This window comes from Rhizobium oryzicola, assembly GCF_030504645.1.
GTDB classification, from domain to species: Bacteria; Pseudomonadota; Alphaproteobacteria; order Rhizobiales; family Rhizobiaceae; genus Neorhizobium; species Neorhizobium oryzicola.
The window spans coordinates 179,119-193,530 of the sequence record NZ_JAUKWQ010000004.1 but is presented as its reverse complement, the minus strand read 5'-3'; the positions used below and the strand labels follow the sequence as shown (position 1 = coordinate 193,530).

Sequence of the window (14,412 nt, the reverse complement as noted above, 5' to 3'; positions counted from 1 at the left end):
GACACAAGCGCGCAGTTATGGCATCAGGCGGGAATGGGGATGCTGAGGCAGATATTGCGGGATCGGTTGCTGGCGGGCGCCTGGGCGCTGACGCTGACCTGTTTCCTGTTGCTGCAGGCCATCATGTCCGGCTATGGCGGCGGGATGATGGCCGCTTCTGCCAGCCAGAGCGACATCATTTGCGTCAGCGGTGACGAAGCCAGCGCATCGGTCCACCACCACGGTGGCCACGAGCAGGATCACAGCAAGGCGGTTTTCGATTGCTGCGGCACGCTCTGCCGTCTGGCTGTTGCAAGTGTCACGGCTATTGTCGCCGCGCAGTTCATTCTGATCGCCTGGTCGCAGCCCGGCTCGGCCATTGAAATTCCCGCCGATCGGACAATCTCGATACCGCCCATCTGGCGCGGACTGACAGGGGCGCCGCGCGCGCCGCCACAACTTTCCTGAGCGTGTTTCGTGCTGCCCGCATGCATGCGGGGCAGATATAAACCCTTTTCTGGAAAGCTTTTTCTATGTCCGACATCTCCCTGGGTCGGGAGAGCGCAGCCGCGTCGGCGCGTTCCTCCATGGACCTTTATCGTGCCGTCTGGCGCTGGCATTTCTATGCCGGTCTGCTCGTGCTGCCTTTCATGATCACGCTCGCCATCACCGGCGCGCTTTATCTATTCCGCGACGAAATCGATGCCATCGTTCATGCCGATCTGAAAAAGGTCGAGATCGTGCAAGGCGGGGCCATGGCGGCCCCCTCCGAAATGGTCGCTGCGGCCCTGGCGGTCGAGCCCGGCACCGCCATTAAACTGACAACTCCCTCATCACCGGACATGTCGGCAGAGGTGACAATCAATGGGGCCGCTGGGAAAATAGCCGTCTATGTAAATCCCTATACAGGCAAGGTGCTGGGGAAATTGCCGGATCGCGGTACGATCATGTGGACGATCCGCTATCTCCATAGCCTCAAATATTTCGGCACCTATGCGCGCTATCTCATCGAGATCACGGCGGGCTGGTCCATTCTGCTGGTAGGCACAGGCATCTATCTCTGGTGGCCGCGTAGCCAGACGGGCGGAGTCCTCAGTGTACGGGGAACGCCGAAGCGGCGGGTTTTCTGGCGCGATATGCACGCTGTGACCGGCATCTTCGTTGGTGGCTTTATCGTCTTCCTGGCCGTGACGGGCATGCCGTGGTCTGGCGTCTGGGGCGCGAAAGTCAACGAATGGGCGAATGGCAATAACTTCGGATATCCGGCTGGCGTTCGGGTTGCCGTGCCCATGTCCGATGAACATGTGGATCATATCGCCAAGACGACGTGGTCGCTGGAGCAGGCGCAGGTGCCGCTTTCGCCTGAACATGCACATGGCGCGACACCCATATCACTCGATCAGGCGGTGGCGACCTTCAACAGTCTCGGACTGACGCAGGGCTATGCGGTTAACATCCCCACCACTGCGAACGGCGTTTTCACGGGCTCCGTCTACCCAGATGATCTTTCCAAGCAGCGTGTCGTCCATCTCGACCAATACACGGGTAAACCTTTGCTGGACATGAGCTATGCGGACTATGGACCCTTAGGCCGTGCGTTGGAATGGGGCATCAATGTCCATATGGGGCAGGAATTCGGGCTGGGGAACCAGATCGTCCTGACCTTTGCCTGCCTTGCGATCATTCTCTTGGCGGTATCCGCAGCGGTGATGTGGTGGAAGAGGCGGCCCGCTGGCTCGCTTGGGGTGCCACCCATGCCCGCTGATCGTCGCGTGCTGAGGGGGCTGCTTGCGATCCTGATCATCGGAGGGTTGTTTTTCCCGCTGGTCGGGGCCTCGCTGATCCTGATGCTGGTGTTTGATACGCTCTATACCCGCACCCGACAGCAGCGTGTGGCGGCCTAGGGTGAGGAATCAATCATATTATTGAAATGGCGCGATGAACGGCCATGATTTGCGAGGAGAAGCGCGCACGAATGGGTCCGGCACCCATTCAAGCGCTTCGACACAGCAGATCGCAGCCGTTCACGCGTCCTTTGAGGATGTGGGCGCTACGGCGAGCTACGTCGTTGAAAAGCCTTGCCGATGCCTTTGCATCGTCTGCGTTTTTCGCCTCGTATCTCATCCGGATCGCCTCACACCATTTCAACAAGATGATTAGGTCCTCACCCTAAGGACCAGTTTCCGCAAAAACCCATATGAACACGCCGATGAACTAGAAGTTCGTCGGCGTGTTAATGCCCATCTTTATACGCCGCAAGGCCTCCACATGAGGCCTGGGCGAGAGCAGATTCACCATCGCCGTTCGTGCGCAACTCTCACGACATGATCAGTCCACCATCCACATTGATGGTTTGGCCCGTGATGTATGCGGCATCTGCGGAGGCGAGGAAGGCAACCAAGGCGCCCACTTCCGCTGGCGTACCCGCGCGGCCCATGGGAATGCCCTCGACCCATTCCGCCATCAGTTCACCCGGCCCGTAGTCGCCGAGCATCTTGCCCCATACCCGATCGTTGTAATCCCACATCTCCGTGTGAATGATGCCGGGGCAAATTGCATTGACCGTGATTCCCTCCCGCGCCAGTTCCTTCGCAAGGCTTTGGGTCAATCCCACGACGCCGAACTTCGACGCGGCGTAATGCGGGGTGTAGATGAAGCCCTGGCGCGCCTGACCAGACGCCGTATTCACAAGTTTGCCATTTATACCTGAAGCGCGAAAGCGGCGGATGGCTTCCTGGCAGCACAGGAACACGCCCTTGGTATTTACATCGAGATTGAAGTCCCACTCTTTCTCAGTGAGATCTTCGACCTTGGCGATGGTGATGACGCCGGCATTCTGTACGGAAACCGAGAGAGGTCCGACGGCGGCTTCCGCCTCCCCATAGACCTCTCGGACTGCCTTGGCATCGGTCACGTCGAGCACATAGCCCTTCACGATAGCGCCCGTCTCTTCCGCAAGGGCGGCTGCGGCGTCCGGCGTATCCTTGTCGATGGCGGCGATTGCGACCTTCGCACCCTCTTCGGCAAAGCGCTTGGCAATGCCGCGGCCAATGCCTTTGTTACCTCCGGTAACGATGACGGTCTTGCCCACAAAACGCTTCATGACAGTTCCTCCTGTTGATCGCAGCGGGCAGAGACCGACCGAAAACAGTCAGCTCAAAAGCCTCGCTGCGGTGAATTTGTCGGTGACCAGGACATCGATCACGCCGAGTTTCAGGGCTGCGGCGATGGCCTGCGTTTTCGATTCGCCGCCCGCCAGCGCCATGACGCGATCCGTCCGGCGCAGCTCCTCCAGCGTCAGGCCGATCACTCGATCGTTCAGCGGCGTCTCGACCGGTCTTCCGTCCTTGTCGTAGAAGCGGTAGGAAATTTCGCCGACCGCACCGGCCTCGTGCAGCATCGCCATTTCTTGCCGCGAAAACGTATTGCCGGAGCGCGCCAGCAATTCCGATGGCTCGACAGCGCCGATGCCGACGATCGCAAGGCTCAACCGACCGAAGAGGTCCATCGTTTCGCGCACGACAGGGTCGGCCAGCATGACGAGCTTTGCCTCCCGCGACGACGTAATCCCCTGCACCAGCAGAAGACGCGGTTCGCCACCGGTCAGCTTTGCAAGGCGGGCAGTCAGCTGCGTCGCATGCGTCTGCACGGAGGCGTCTCCCATGCCCCCGAGGATTTGCACGACATACTTCGCCTTGGAGCCCTTCATAGGGTGGATATTGTCCACCATCCGGAGGATCGTTTGGCTCCAGCTGGAGACACCGATGATCTCGTCCTGCTGCAGTGTCACTTCGATAAAATGGGCTGCCGCCTCCCCAATGCGCGCCATGACCGCACCGTCACGATCTTCAGAACAGTCAACGACGATGACTTCAGTCAAACCAAAGCGCGTACGCAGATCAGTCTCGAGATCCGCAAATGTGCCGGGCGGCGGGATAACGGTGGTGCGGACGATATCCTCCTGCTCGGCGCGTTTCAGCATCCGCGAAACCGTTGCCTGGGACATGCGCAGGATCTCGCCAATCTCCGATTGGCGCTTGTGTTCCACATGGTACATCTGGGCAACACGAGCAACCAACCGAAGTTCATTTATGCGCCCCATACCGGCCTCCATGGTGAATTTTTATTCACTCATAGCTCCAGTTGTGGCGATGGTCGAGCGGTAGATCGCGTCCTTCCAAACCTTCAGGCGAAGAGCTGCATCCGTCTCTCGCGGATTGAGAGTGACCCGGGGCCGCGGCAAGGCCGCCACGGCGTCAAGATCCTTCCAGACCCCGAGCGAAAGCCCGGCCAGATAGGCCGCACCAAGTGCTGACGCCTCCGGTGCGTCGGACTGTATAATCGCGTGGTTCAACGTGTTTGCCACGCATTGCATCAGGAAGCTGTTCTTGCTGGGGCCGCCATCCGCAAAGAGATCGCCCAGCGGCGCGGGGGAGATCGACGACATGGCGGTGAATACGTCATGCACCTGAAACGCCATCGAGTCCGTCACGGCGCGTGCCATCTGTGCGCGTGATGTGCTGAAGTTGATGTCGGAAAACAGGGCGCGGGCATCGGAGTGCCAATAGGGCGCGCCGAGCCCGACGAAAGCCGGCACAAAACCCGGTCCATGAGGCTCTGCGGTTTCTGCGAGTTCGATGAGCGCCTGCACATCCGGCAGGCCCAGAATGTTGACCATCCAGGGCATGGCAGCGGCTGAAACAAGAATGTTGCCTTCGAACGCATAGGTCGGCGTGCCCGCAATCGACCAGGCAATGGTCGTGGTGATGCCGTGCTGTGGCGCGATGAAGTGCGGCAGGGTCGTCATGATCGAGGATCCGGTGCCGAAGGTAACCTTGCCGTCTCCAGGGCGAAATGCGCCATGACCAAACAAAGCTGCGTGGCTATCGCCGATCGCGGCATGAACCGGAATTCCATCCGTCAGACCCGGGACGCCTTTCGTCACGCCAAAGAAATCACTGCTGTTGCGCACCTCCGGAAGGAAGGATTTTTCGACACCGAAGAGCCCGCAGAGCTCGTCGCTCCAGCACTGCCGTTGCAAGTCATAAAGCTGGCTGCGCGCTGCATTGGCGGCATCGCAGGCATGAACCAAACCACCCGTAAAACGATGGATGAGCCACGAATCGATCGTTCCCAGCCGGATCGTATGCCCCGCAGGAATGCGATCGATGAGCCACTTCATTTTCGGCCCGGGAAACATCGGATCGATCGGCAGGCCGGCGAGTGCCTGAACCCGCTCCGCGTGCCCCGCCTTGTTCAACCGGGTGCAGTCGGCAGCGGTTCTCCGGCATTGCCAGCTGACAACGGGACCCAGCGGCTCCCCAGTTTTGGCATCCCAGGCGGTGACGGATTCCCTCTGGTTCGAAATGGCAATGCCGATGACCTCAACGCCGGGTGCAGATTCGAGGCACGCCCCGATCGCCTCCAGCACGGATTGCCAGATGCGCAACGGGTTTTGCTCCACCCAGCCGGGTTGAGGATGGTCGATACCGACAGGCGACGAACCGCGTGCAAGCACCTCGCCAACCATCGACACTAGAACGGCCTTGGAGTTGGTGGTTCCCTGGTCAACGGCAAGGATAGCGGTCTGCATGGCGGTCTCGAGCTTTGTTGAAGAAAGAAAGGCGCAGCAACGGGAGGCCTTGCTGCGCCCGGCACGGTAAAGATCGGCAGAGGTCAGGCGCCAGTCTTTTTCCGCGCAATCAATGCAGTCGCAGCTTCTGCCACAGCAGCAGGCGCCATGCCGAACTCGTCCAACAGAAATTCTGCTGAGCCGGTCGGCGCGAAAATTCCGGGGACGCCGAGGATCTTCATGGAAACCGGCGCTTCAGCAACAACCACCTCAGCAATGGCGGAACCCAAGCCGCCAAAGGTAGAATGTTCTTCCGCCGTCAGGATCGCACCGGTTTCCGTCGCGGCCTTGATCACGGCCTCGACATCAATGGGACGTACCGAGGCCATGTTGAGAACGCGCGCCTCGATGCCTTTTGCCGCTAGGATGTCGGCGGCCTTCATCATGCGGTGAGTGAGTGTGCCGTTGGCAATCAATGTTACGGCGTCACCGTCGCGCAGCAGGTTCGCCTTGCCGAGCTCAAACTTATGGCCGACCGGCAGAAGATCCGGGACACCGACACGCGAAAGCCGCAGGAACACGGGGCCGTCATACTGAGCTGCCCACTCGACAGCTGCAGTCGTCTCGATTGAATCGCACGGCGCAATCACCGGAAGATTGGGCAGCACGCGCATCCAGGCAAAGTCTTCGATCGAATGATGCGTCGGTCCCAATTCGCCATAGGCCATGCCGGAGGAGATTCCGACCAGCTTCACATTCGCGTTGGAGTAGGCGATATCGGCCTTGACCTGCTCCAGCGAACGGCCTGTCAGAAAGCAGGAGGCGGCGCAGACGAAGGGCAACATGCCGCCATTGGCAAGGCCCGCGCCAACGCCCACCATGTTCTGCTCCGCGATGCCGACATTCACCAGCCTTTCGGGAAACTTGGACTTGAAGCCGCCGAGCTTGGAAGAGCCGACGGAGTCGTTGCAAACCGCCACGACCTTGTTGTTTTCGGCACCGAGCCGCTCCAGCACGGCCGCAAAGGCGTCACGGCAATCGTGAAGCTTGGGAGTAAGGGCCACAGCGTTCATCAAAGTGCTTCCTCCAGTTCTGCCATCGCAATCTTGTACTGTTCGGCATTCGGCACCTTGTGGTGCCAATCGACCTTGTCCTGCATGAAGGAGATGCCGTGTCCCTTGTTGGTGTGCGCGACAATGCCACAGGGACGGCCCGTCGAGCGATGCTGCAGGGCATCCACGACCTCTGACATGTTGTTGCCGTCAATCTCCAGAACCTCCCAACCGAACGCCTCAAGCTTGGTGCGGAAGGGAGCAAGATTGTTGGTTTCGCTGAGCGCTGCGCCCTGCTGAAAGCGGTTGTGATCGATGACAAGCGTGAGGTTATCGAGAGCGAACTGCGCAGCGGACGAGATGGCTTCCCAGTTTGAGCCTTCCTGCATCTCACCGTCTCCGGTCAGGACGTAGGTGTGATAGGATGCGCCCGTCAATTTTGCGGCTTTTGCCATGCCGACAGCGACCGGCAAACCATGCCCCAGGGGCCCGGTATTGGTTTCCACACCAGGCACCTTGTTGCAATTCGGATGTCCGTTGAGGCGCGAATGCGGCTTGAGGAAGGTGGAAATCTCTTCCTCTGGAAGAAAGCCGCGCTTGGCGAGCGTTACATACAAGGCGCATGCCGTATGCCCCTTCGAAAGCACGAACCGGTCGCGATCCGGATGCTTCGGTTGGTCCGGCCACAGTTTCAGGACCTTGAAGTAGAGCGCCGCCATGATGTCGATGGCCGACATTTCCCCACCAATGTGACCCGCCCCCGCTTCGAAGACTGCTTGCAGATCGCGGATGCGGATCTCGCGGGCAATGCGTTCCAGTTCAGTCGTTTGCATGTAAACCCTCGTGTGCATAATTATGCGTAACTAAATATTCGTGCCAATCCCCGCCGATTGTCAAGGCATAAGATTAACGCACCCGCATCATTCTTCGTCAGATTGCATATTGACAGCCCAAGGATCAATCCGATACGAATTTACACACTGTCATGAATTTTTATGCATAGCCGAAGACGAGGACGTTCGGTAAGGGAGTGGGAGATGGCAATGACTGCTGCGAAAGAACAGGCGGAAGGAACTTCTTTCGACCTCAGGGCGGCGCTCAAGGGAACGACGGGACCGCTGATCGGCCTGATCCTGCTGTGCCTGTTTCTGACATTTGCAACGGACAAATTCATGTCCGTTCGAAACCTCCTGAACATCCTGGATCAGATTACCGTTCTCGGAATTATGGCTGTCGGCATGACACTGGTCATCCTGATCGGCGGCATCGACCTCGCGGTGGGTTCGGTTCTTGCGCTGGCCATGATGGTGATGGGCTACGTCGCCAATGTCCTGGGGCTACCGATAGCGCTGGGAATGGTTGTCGCCCTGGCTGTGGCTGCCGCGTCGGGCGCCATTTCCGGCTTGCTCATTACGGTTTTCAGGGTGCCGGCCTTCATCGCGACACTTGCAATGATGTCGGCCGCGCGTGGTCTTGCAAACATGATTACGGATGGGCAGCAGATCGTGGGTTTCCCGGCCTGGTTCAGCCTGCTTGCATTCAACCGCATCGGAGGATTTCTGACGCTGACGGTTGCCATCATGATCGTTATCTTTGCGATTGGCTGGCTCTATCTGCATTACACGTCGGGAGGACGTTCGCTCTATGCCATCGGCGGAAACCTGGAGGTTGCGCGTCTGGCCGGTATCAACGTCAGGCTCCACACCACGGGCGTCTATGTTGTCTCCGGATTGATGGCCGGCCTTGCGGGCATCGTTCTCGCCATGCGTCTCGACTCGGTTCAGCCAACGGCCGGCGTAGGCTATGAACTCGACACGATTGCCGCTGTCGTCATCGGCGGTACCAGCCTGACCGGTGGCAAGGGCGGCATTTTTGGAACGTTGATCGGCGTGCTGATCATTGGCGTGCTGCGCAATGGTCTCAACCTTCTCGGAGTCTCGCCCTTCACGCAAGCGGTCGTCATCGGCGTGGTGATCGCACTCGCGGTTGCCGCAGAAACTTTCAAGAAGAACCAGTCCAGATTTGGCTGACGGGCCTCAGCCCACCGGCCGTTGGAGGCTATCCCCGGGAAGTGATCCGGGGTTCAGATCGGTGCCGTGCAGTTGCGGCATTGGAGTATCAAAGGAGGAGAAGAACATGAAAATCAAGACTGCGCTTCTGGTCGCCGCCGCTCTCGCGACAACGGCCTTCAGCCCGCTGACTGCATCGGCCAAGGACGTGAAAAAGATCGGCCTTGCCGTATCCAACCTTCAGGCCGACTACTTCAACCAGATCAAGATCGGTGTCGAATCCTACGCGAAGGAAAAGGGCATACAGGTCATCACGGTCGACGCGAAAAATGACGGCGCGACGCAGGTGAACCAGGTGCAGGATCTGCTGACGCAGAACATCGACGCATTCATCTATATTCCGGCAGGTGCCGCAGCTGCCGCCGTTCCGACGCGGCTTGCCAAGCAGGCGGGTATTCCGGTTGTCAACGTGGACCGCAACGCCGATGGTGCACCGGGCGACACCTTCATTGCCACCGACAACGCAACGTCTGCCTATGAAGTCTGCAAGCACATCATTGGGCTGGCCGGCGGCAAGGGCAAGATGCTGATGATCCACGGTCAGAAGGGCACGACGCCGGAAGTCGAACGCACCAAAGGCTGCAACAAGGCCATTTCCGAAAATTCTGGCGTGAAGCTGGTTGCGGAACAGTGGAGCGAGCAGTGGTCGCAGGCGGAAGGCCTCAACATTACCCAGAACCTGCTGCAGGCAAATCCTGACGTCACGCTGATCTTCGCCCAGGCGGACGGCCTCGCACTCGGCGCCGCTCAGGCCATCAAGGTTTCCGGCGTTTCGCAGCGCGTCTATCTCGGCGGCTTCGACGGCGACACGACCGCTCTGCCGATCCTCGCTCAGGGTGGCTTCGATGCCACGGCAACACAGCAGGTTCGTGGCATCGGCCGCCTGGCGGTTGACAGTGCGATCAAGCTTGCCGCCGGTGAAAAGCTTCCTGCCGAACAGCTTCTTCCGGGCTTCCTGACCACCAAGGAGAATGCTCCGAAATTCGTGGCCAATCACCCCTAATCGATAACAGGACAGACGCCATGACCGATCAGGACAAGACACCGATCCTTTCCCTCAGGCAGATCCGGAAGACATATGGTCTTCTTGAAGTGCTGCATGGCATTGATCTGGATGTTTACGCCGGAGAGGTCGTGGCGCTTCTTGGTGAAAACGGCGCCGGAAAATCGACACTCTCGAACATTATTTCCGGCACCGTGCAACCTTCCACGGGTCAGATGACATGGTTGGGGGCACCCTATGCCCCCACCAGCCCGCGTGATGCTATGGATGCGGGGGTCGGCATGATCCACCAGGAATTGAAGCTTCTGCCGCAGCTCTCGATCGCTGAAAACATCTTTGTCGGACGCTATCTCAAAAAAGCAGGCCGTATAGACCGCCAGGCCATGGAGGAGCGCGCCCATAGCGGTCTGCGCCGTCTGGGTCTTGATATTTCACCACGCCGCGTGGTTGAAGGATTGTCGACGGCGAACCAACAGCTGATCGAGATCGCCAAGGCGCTGACGCTGAATGCCAAGCTGCTGATTCTCGACGAGCCCACCGCCGCACTGGGCGGAGAGGAAACCCAGCTTCTGTTCCGCCAGATCGAGCGGCTGAAGGCAGAAGGCGTCGGCATCATCTACATCTCCCACCGGCTGGACGAAATTCGCCAGATCGCGGACCGCATCGTGGTCATGCGCGACGGCTCGAAGGTGCAGGAATTCGATAGTGGCAACGTGCCTGTACGCACCATTGTGGAAGCCATGGTCGGGCGCTCTCTGGAGCGAATGTTCCCCGCCATTCCAACGCCCGCAGATGTGACGCTCCTTGAGGTAAAGGATCTTTGCTCGGCACTCGGCCACTTCAGGGGTGTCAACTTCAGCGTCAGCAAGGGTGAGGTGTTCGGGATCGCCGGACTGGTCGGCGCAGGGCGCACCGAGCTGGTTCGCGCCATCACCGGAGCCGATCCTATAGCAAGTGGCGCGGTGCTTCTTGATGGCAAGGATATTACGCCCAAGGCGCCCATCGATGCGATCCGCAACGGCATCGTACTTGTGCCAGAAGATCGCAAGCTGCAGGGCCTGGTTCTCGATCACAAGATCAGTGAGAACATCGGCTACGCCAATCTTGCCGAAGTCGCGCAGGGTGGCTTCATCACCGCGCGGCGTATGGCCAAATTCGCTGACCAATTCATTGCCAAGTTCGGGGTCAAGGGACGCGGCAGCCAGAATGCCGGCGAGTTGTCCGGCGGCAACCAACAGAAGGTGGTTCTGGCCAAATGGCTGGCGCGCAAGCCCCGTGTGGTGGTGCTGGACGAGCCGACCCGCGGCATCGATGTCGGCGCACGTTCATCGATCTATGACACGATCATGCAGTTGGCGCGCGAAGGCGTTGCGGTCATCGTCGTCAGCTCGGATCTCGAAGAGGTGCTCGGCGTTTCCAACCGCATCATGGTGATGGCGCAAGGCAAGCAGGCCGGCATTCTCGATCGGGCGGAGGCAAACGACGTCTCCGTCATGGAACTCGCTACAATCTGAAGCAGGATAGAGTCATGTCTGAAATCACCCTCAACGCTCCCCGGATGTTTGATCTTACCGGTCGTGTGGCACTGGTCACTGGTGCTGGCAGTGGCATCGGTCAGCGCATTGCCATGGGGCTTGCCCAATGCGGCGCTGATGTTGCGCTGCTGGATCGCCGCACAGATGAGGGGCTTTCCGTGACTGCCGAATTCATCGCGCGTGCCGGTCGCCGCAGCATCAAGATCGCAGCCGACGTGACAAGCGGCTCGGCCCTGAACGAAGCTGTTTCCCAGACGGAAAAGGAACTGGGTGACCTGACCCTTGCCGTCAACGCCGCGGGCATTGCCAACGCCAACCCGGCGGAGGACATGGAAGAAAGCCAGTTCCAGACGATGATGGACATCAACCTGAAGGGCGTTTTCCTGTCCTGCCAGGCCGAGGCGCGCGCCATGCTGAAACATGGCAAGGGCTCGATCGTCAACATCGCCTCAATGTCCGGTGTCATCGTCAATCGTGGCCTGAACCAGTGCCACTACAACGCCTCAAAGGCGGGCGTCATCCACATGTCGAAGTCCATGGCGATGGAATGGGTGACGCGAGGCATTCGTGTCAACACCATCAGCCCCGGCTATACCGCAACCCCGATGAACACCCGCCCTGAGATGGTTCACCAGACCAAGCTCTTTGAAGAGCAGACACCCATGCAGCGTATGGCGACGGTCGATGAAATGGTCGGTCCCGCTGTCTTCCTGCTTTCGGATGCCGCCACCTTCGTCACCGGGGTGGATCTTCTGGTCGATGGCGGCTTCTGCTGCTGGTAAGCTGTGCGATTATTTCGCGCGTGTGCTGATGTTGCTTGAATGGGCGAGAACGCCTGGCTCAAGCCGGGCGTCCGCGGATGCATAAATTATTGAGGCGCAGATTAGGCAACCTGCTTCTGCGCCACGCCCTCGGCAACGTCACCCTCCAGATAGGCAACGAGGTCCCGGATCGTCACGACGAGTAGCCCATGGCGCTCAGCGAAGACCTCAAGCTGAGGTAGGCGGGCCATGGTGCCATCGTCATTGGCGACCTCGCAGATGGTGCCAGATGGGAATTTTCCAGCAAGGCGGCAGAGATCGACTGCTGCTTCCGTGTGGCCGGTGCGGCCGAGAACACCCCGAGGATTAGCCCGCAGTGGGAAGATATGGCCGGGGCGGGCAAAATCTTCAGGGCGCGCGTCTTCCGATACCAACGCATGAACGGTCTTGGCACGGTCAGCCGCCGAAATGCCTGTCGTCGTGCCTGGAATATAGTCTACCGAGACGGTGAAGGCCGTCTTTAGGGACTCTGTATTGCGCGACACCATCAACGGAATATCGAGTGCGTCGAGGCGCTCACCTGGTAATGCGACGCAGATAAGCCCGCGCGCATGGTTCATCATGAAGGCGATCTGTTGCGGTGTGATGCTTTCGGAAGCGGCGATGATATCGCCTTCGTTTTCGCGGTCCTCATCGTCAACCACAATCACCATCTCGCCACGTGAAATGGCTTTGATAGCGTCTTCAATTTTAGCGATTGTCATTTCTTTCAAGCCTTTCAAGGGTGCCGTTTGCGGCATTTTCGCGCTTCTTGAAGCGCCAAATATCCCTTGGGCGAACAATGCACTGCTACGCCTGCAGAGCGCAGGCGTCCTATGCGTTGCCCTCTTCCATCCGGACTATACCGTCGGCTCCGGCATCTCACCGGATCTGCTGACCTTCCGGCTTTGGAGACCGGAAGCGCTCGCGGGCTCCGGGACAAATCCCGATACCGCCGGTGGGGAATTGCACCCCGCCCTGAGAACAGCGCTAACATAAGGTATCAGACGGGACGGAATCAAGGGGCGGCGCTCTGTCCAGAAGCATCAGCGTGAAAAGAAAATCCCGATTACCAGCGTGAGCGAGTATGTTGTTTCTGTTCCAGGGCGCACCTTGGTCACCTCGCATAAAAAGTTCATCTATACCTACGAAGTATGGCAACCTACTTAATCAGTGTTGGACGTACGAGCCCAGGCTGCGCACTATCCTCCCATGAACGCGACCTTTCCTTCTCCCCAGACAGCACTTGCGGCAGCCCCAATGATCGAGCGCATCGAAACGATGCTGGTGGATCTGCCGACGATCCGGCCGCACAAGCTTTCGGTTGCGACGATGAACGGTCAGACCCTGATGATTGTCCGCGTGTTTTGCAGCGACGGCATTGTGGGCGTTGGCGAGGGCACGACGATTGGCGGACTTGCCTATGGCGGTGAGAGCCCGGAGAGCATGAAGCTTGCCATCGATCGCTACTTTTCGGCCGTGATGATCGGGCAGGATGCCAGCCGCATTCAGGCGCTGATGGCGCGGATCGGCAAGATGATCAAGGACAATCGTTTTTCGAAGAGCGCCGTCGAAACGGCGTTGCTGGATGCACAGGGCAAGCGTCTGGGTGTGCCGGTGAGCGAGCTTTTGGGCGGTCGCCGTCGCGACCGTCTGCCTGTGGCCTGGACGCTCGCGTCTGGCGATACGGGCCGCGATATCGAGGAGGCAGAGAAGATGCTCTCCCTGCGTCGCCACTCGATCTTCAAGTTGAAGATCGGCCTTAGGCCTGTGCGCGAGGATGTCGCCCATGTTGCGGCGATCAAGCGCGCGCTTGGCGAGCGTGGCACGGTGCGGGTCGATGTAAACATGGCCTGGACGGAGACGGATGCACGTCTTGGCATCGCAGCGCTGGCTGACGCGGGCTGTGAGCTGGTGGAGCAACCGGTGCAATCGACTGCGGCGCTGGGGCGTCTCGTTCGCCGCTTTCCGATTGCCATCATGGCGGACGAATCCCTGCACGGGCCTGAAAGTGCCTTCGAGATTGCACGGAACAATGGCGCCGACGTGTTTGCCGTGAAGGTGGAGCAGAGTGGCGGCGCCTTCAATGCCCAGCGGGTAGCGGCGATTGCCGATGCGGCTGGCATCGAACTCTACGGCGGCACCATGCTCGAAGGTGCGGTGGGCACGGTTATCTCGGCGCATGCCTTTGCAACATTTGCCAATCTGCAATGGGGCACAGAACTGTTCGGTCCGCTGCTGCTGACCGAGGAGATCCTGGAGACACCGCTCGATTACAGCGATTTCTCATTGGCCGTGCCGGCGGGGCCGGGGCTTGGTCTTGTGCTGGACGAGGACAAGCTCACTCACTTCACTCGTGACGGGTCGTTTACCGTCACACGCAGCACGCATTGAGGAGACGC

At 59.4% G+C, this 14,412-nt stretch carries 13 protein-coding genes and 1 riboswitch; of the genes, 7 read left to right on the top strand and 6 right to left on the bottom strand.

The window, feature by feature from the left end; translation table 11 throughout:
- Positions 1 to 39: 39 nt before the first annotated feature.
- Together Q2T52_RS14410 and Q2T52_RS14405 are read left to right on the top strand one after the other, a co-directional pair.
- Positions 40 to 447 carry a DUF2946 family protein gene (locus tag Q2T52_RS14410; RefSeq protein ID WP_302077473.1) on the top strand — a complete coding sequence of 136 codons (408 nt, stop codon included), beginning with the start codon at positions 40 to 42 and terminating at the stop codon, positions 445 to 447.
- Positions 448 to 512: 65 nt separating this feature from the next.
- On the top strand, positions 513 to 1,883 hold the full coding sequence (locus Q2T52_RS14405; protein WP_302077472.1) for a PepSY-associated TM helix domain-containing protein: 1,371 nt from the start codon (positions 513 to 515) through the stop codon (positions 1,881 to 1,883).
- 413 nt (positions 1,884 to 2,296) lie between these two features.
- On the opposite strand, the gene Q2T52_RS14400 is transcribed toward Q2T52_RS14405, so the two are convergent.
- From Q2T52_RS14400 to Q2T52_RS14380, 5 genes are all read right to left on the bottom strand, one after another.
- Complete coding sequence (locus tag Q2T52_RS14400; RefSeq protein ID WP_302077471.1) at positions 2,297 to 3,082, bottom strand: SDR family oxidoreductase; 786 nt, start codon at positions 3,080 to 3,082, stop codon at positions 2,297 to 2,299.
- A 48-nt stretch (positions 3,083 to 3,130) separates the two neighbouring features.
- Positions 3,131 to 4,081: a sugar-binding transcriptional regulator gene (locus Q2T52_RS14395; RefSeq protein WP_302077470.1), complete on the bottom strand. Its 951-nt coding sequence runs from the start codon at positions 4,079 to 4,081 to the stop codon at positions 3,131 to 3,133.
- A gap of 21 nt (positions 4,082 to 4,102) precedes the next feature.
- Positions 4,103 to 5,572 (bottom strand): FGGY family carbohydrate kinase, encoded by a 1,470-nt coding sequence (locus Q2T52_RS14390; RefSeq protein WP_302077469.1) that lies wholly within the window; start codon positions 5,570 to 5,572, stop codon positions 4,103 to 4,105.
- An 83-nt stretch (positions 5,573 to 5,655) separates the two neighbouring features.
- On the bottom strand, positions 5,656 to 6,624 hold the full coding sequence (locus tag Q2T52_RS14385) for a transketolase family protein (protein WP_302077468.1): 969 nt from the start codon (positions 6,622 to 6,624) through the stop codon (positions 5,656 to 5,658).
- Positions 6,624 to 7,436: a transketolase gene (locus Q2T52_RS14380; protein WP_302077467.1), complete on the bottom strand. Its 813-nt coding sequence runs from the start codon at positions 7,434 to 7,436 to the stop codon at positions 6,624 to 6,626. The genes Q2T52_RS14385 and Q2T52_RS14380 overlap by 1 nt, the downstream gene beginning before the upstream one ends.
- A gap of 210 nt (positions 7,437 to 7,646) precedes the next feature.
- Between Q2T52_RS14380 and Q2T52_RS14375 the strand changes: the two genes are divergently transcribed.
- The 4 genes from Q2T52_RS14375 (at position 7,647) to Q2T52_RS14360 (ending at position 11,992) form a co-directional block, all read left to right on the top strand.
- Positions 7,647 to 8,633, top strand: a complete 987-nt coding sequence (locus Q2T52_RS14375) for an ABC transporter permease (RefSeq protein ID WP_302077466.1) — start codon at positions 7,647 to 7,649, stop codon at positions 8,631 to 8,633.
- A 106-nt stretch (positions 8,634 to 8,739) separates the two neighbouring features.
- Entirely contained in the window at positions 8,740 to 9,675 is a 936-nt protein-coding gene (locus Q2T52_RS14370; RefSeq protein WP_302077465.1) for a substrate-binding domain-containing protein, read from the top strand.
- Positions 9,676 to 9,695: 20 nt separating this feature from the next.
- Positions 9,696 to 11,189 carry a sugar ABC transporter ATP-binding protein gene (locus Q2T52_RS14365; protein WP_302077464.1) on the top strand — a complete coding sequence of 498 codons (1,494 nt, stop codon included), beginning with the start codon at positions 9,696 to 9,698 and terminating at the stop codon, positions 11,187 to 11,189.
- Positions 11,190 to 11,203: 14 nt separating this feature from the next.
- Positions 11,204 to 11,992 carry an SDR family oxidoreductase gene (locus Q2T52_RS14360; protein ID WP_302077463.1) on the top strand — a complete coding sequence of 263 codons (789 nt, stop codon included), beginning with the start codon at positions 11,204 to 11,206 and terminating at the stop codon, positions 11,990 to 11,992.
- A 101-nt stretch (positions 11,993 to 12,093) separates the two neighbouring features.
- On the opposite strand, the gene ribB is transcribed toward Q2T52_RS14360, so the two are convergent.
- On the bottom strand, positions 12,094 to 12,735 hold the full coding sequence (gene ribB / locus Q2T52_RS14355; protein WP_302077462.1) for a 3,4-dihydroxy-2-butanone-4-phosphate synthase: 642 nt from the start codon (positions 12,733 to 12,735) through the stop codon (positions 12,094 to 12,096).
- Positions 12,736 to 12,849: 114 nt separating this feature from the next.
- A riboswitch (FMN riboswitch) is annotated at positions 12,850 to 13,000 on the bottom strand.
- A gap of 222 nt (positions 13,001 to 13,222) precedes the next feature.
- On the opposite strand from ribB, the gene Q2T52_RS14350 reads away from it, so the two are divergent.
- Positions 13,223 to 14,404 carry a muconate/chloromuconate family cycloisomerase gene (locus Q2T52_RS14350; RefSeq protein WP_302077461.1) on the top strand — a complete coding sequence of 394 codons (1,182 nt, stop codon included), beginning with the start codon at positions 13,223 to 13,225 and terminating at the stop codon, positions 14,402 to 14,404.
- Positions 14,405 to 14,412: the final 8 nt, after the last annotated feature.

Excerpts from the sequence above, each read along its gene's own strand:
- Q2T52_RS14350 (WP_302077461.1), top strand. The coding sequence starts at position 13,223 with ATGAACGCGACCTTTCCTTCTCCCCAGACAGCACTTGCGGCAGCCCCA.
- Q2T52_RS14370 (WP_302077465.1), top strand. The coding sequence starts at position 8,740 with ATGAAAATCAAGACTGCGCTTCTGGTCGCCGCCGCTCTCGCGACAACG.
- Q2T52_RS14405 (WP_302077472.1), top strand. The coding sequence starts at position 513 with ATGTCCGACATCTCCCTGGGTCGGGAGAGCGCAGCCGCGTCGGCGCGT.
- Q2T52_RS14360 (WP_302077463.1), top strand. The coding sequence starts at position 11,204 with ATGTCTGAAATCACCCTCAACGCTCCCCGGATGTTTGATCTTACCGGT.
- ribB (WP_302077462.1), bottom strand. The coding sequence starts at position 12,735 with ATGACAATCGCTAAAATTGAAGACGCTATCAAAGCCATTTCACGTGGC.
- Q2T52_RS14390 (WP_302077469.1), bottom strand. The coding sequence starts at position 5,572 with ATGCAGACCGCTATCCTTGCCGTTGACCAGGGAACCACCAACTCCAAG.
- Q2T52_RS14400 (WP_302077471.1), bottom strand. The coding sequence starts at position 3,082 with ATGAAGCGTTTTGTGGGCAAGACCGTCATCGTTACCGGAGGTAACAAA.
- Q2T52_RS14395 (WP_302077470.1), bottom strand. The coding sequence starts at position 4,081 with ATGGGGCGCATAAATGAACTTCGGTTGGTTGCTCGTGTTGCCCAGATG.
- Q2T52_RS14380 (WP_302077467.1), bottom strand. The coding sequence starts at position 7,436 with ATGCAAACGACTGAACTGGAACGCATTGCCCGCGAGATCCGCATCCGC.
- Q2T52_RS14410 (WP_302077473.1), top strand. The coding sequence starts at position 40 with ATGCTGAGGCAGATATTGCGGGATCGGTTGCTGGCGGGCGCCTGGGCG.
- Q2T52_RS14385 (WP_302077468.1), bottom strand. The coding sequence starts at position 6,624 with ATGAACGCTGTGGCCCTTACTCCCAAGCTTCACGATTGCCGTGACGCC.
- Q2T52_RS14375 (WP_302077466.1), top strand. The coding sequence starts at position 7,647 with ATGACTGCTGCGAAAGAACAGGCGGAAGGAACTTCTTTCGACCTCAGG.
- Q2T52_RS14365 (WP_302077464.1), top strand. The coding sequence starts at position 9,696 with ATGACCGATCAGGACAAGACACCGATCCTTTCCCTCAGGCAGATCCGG.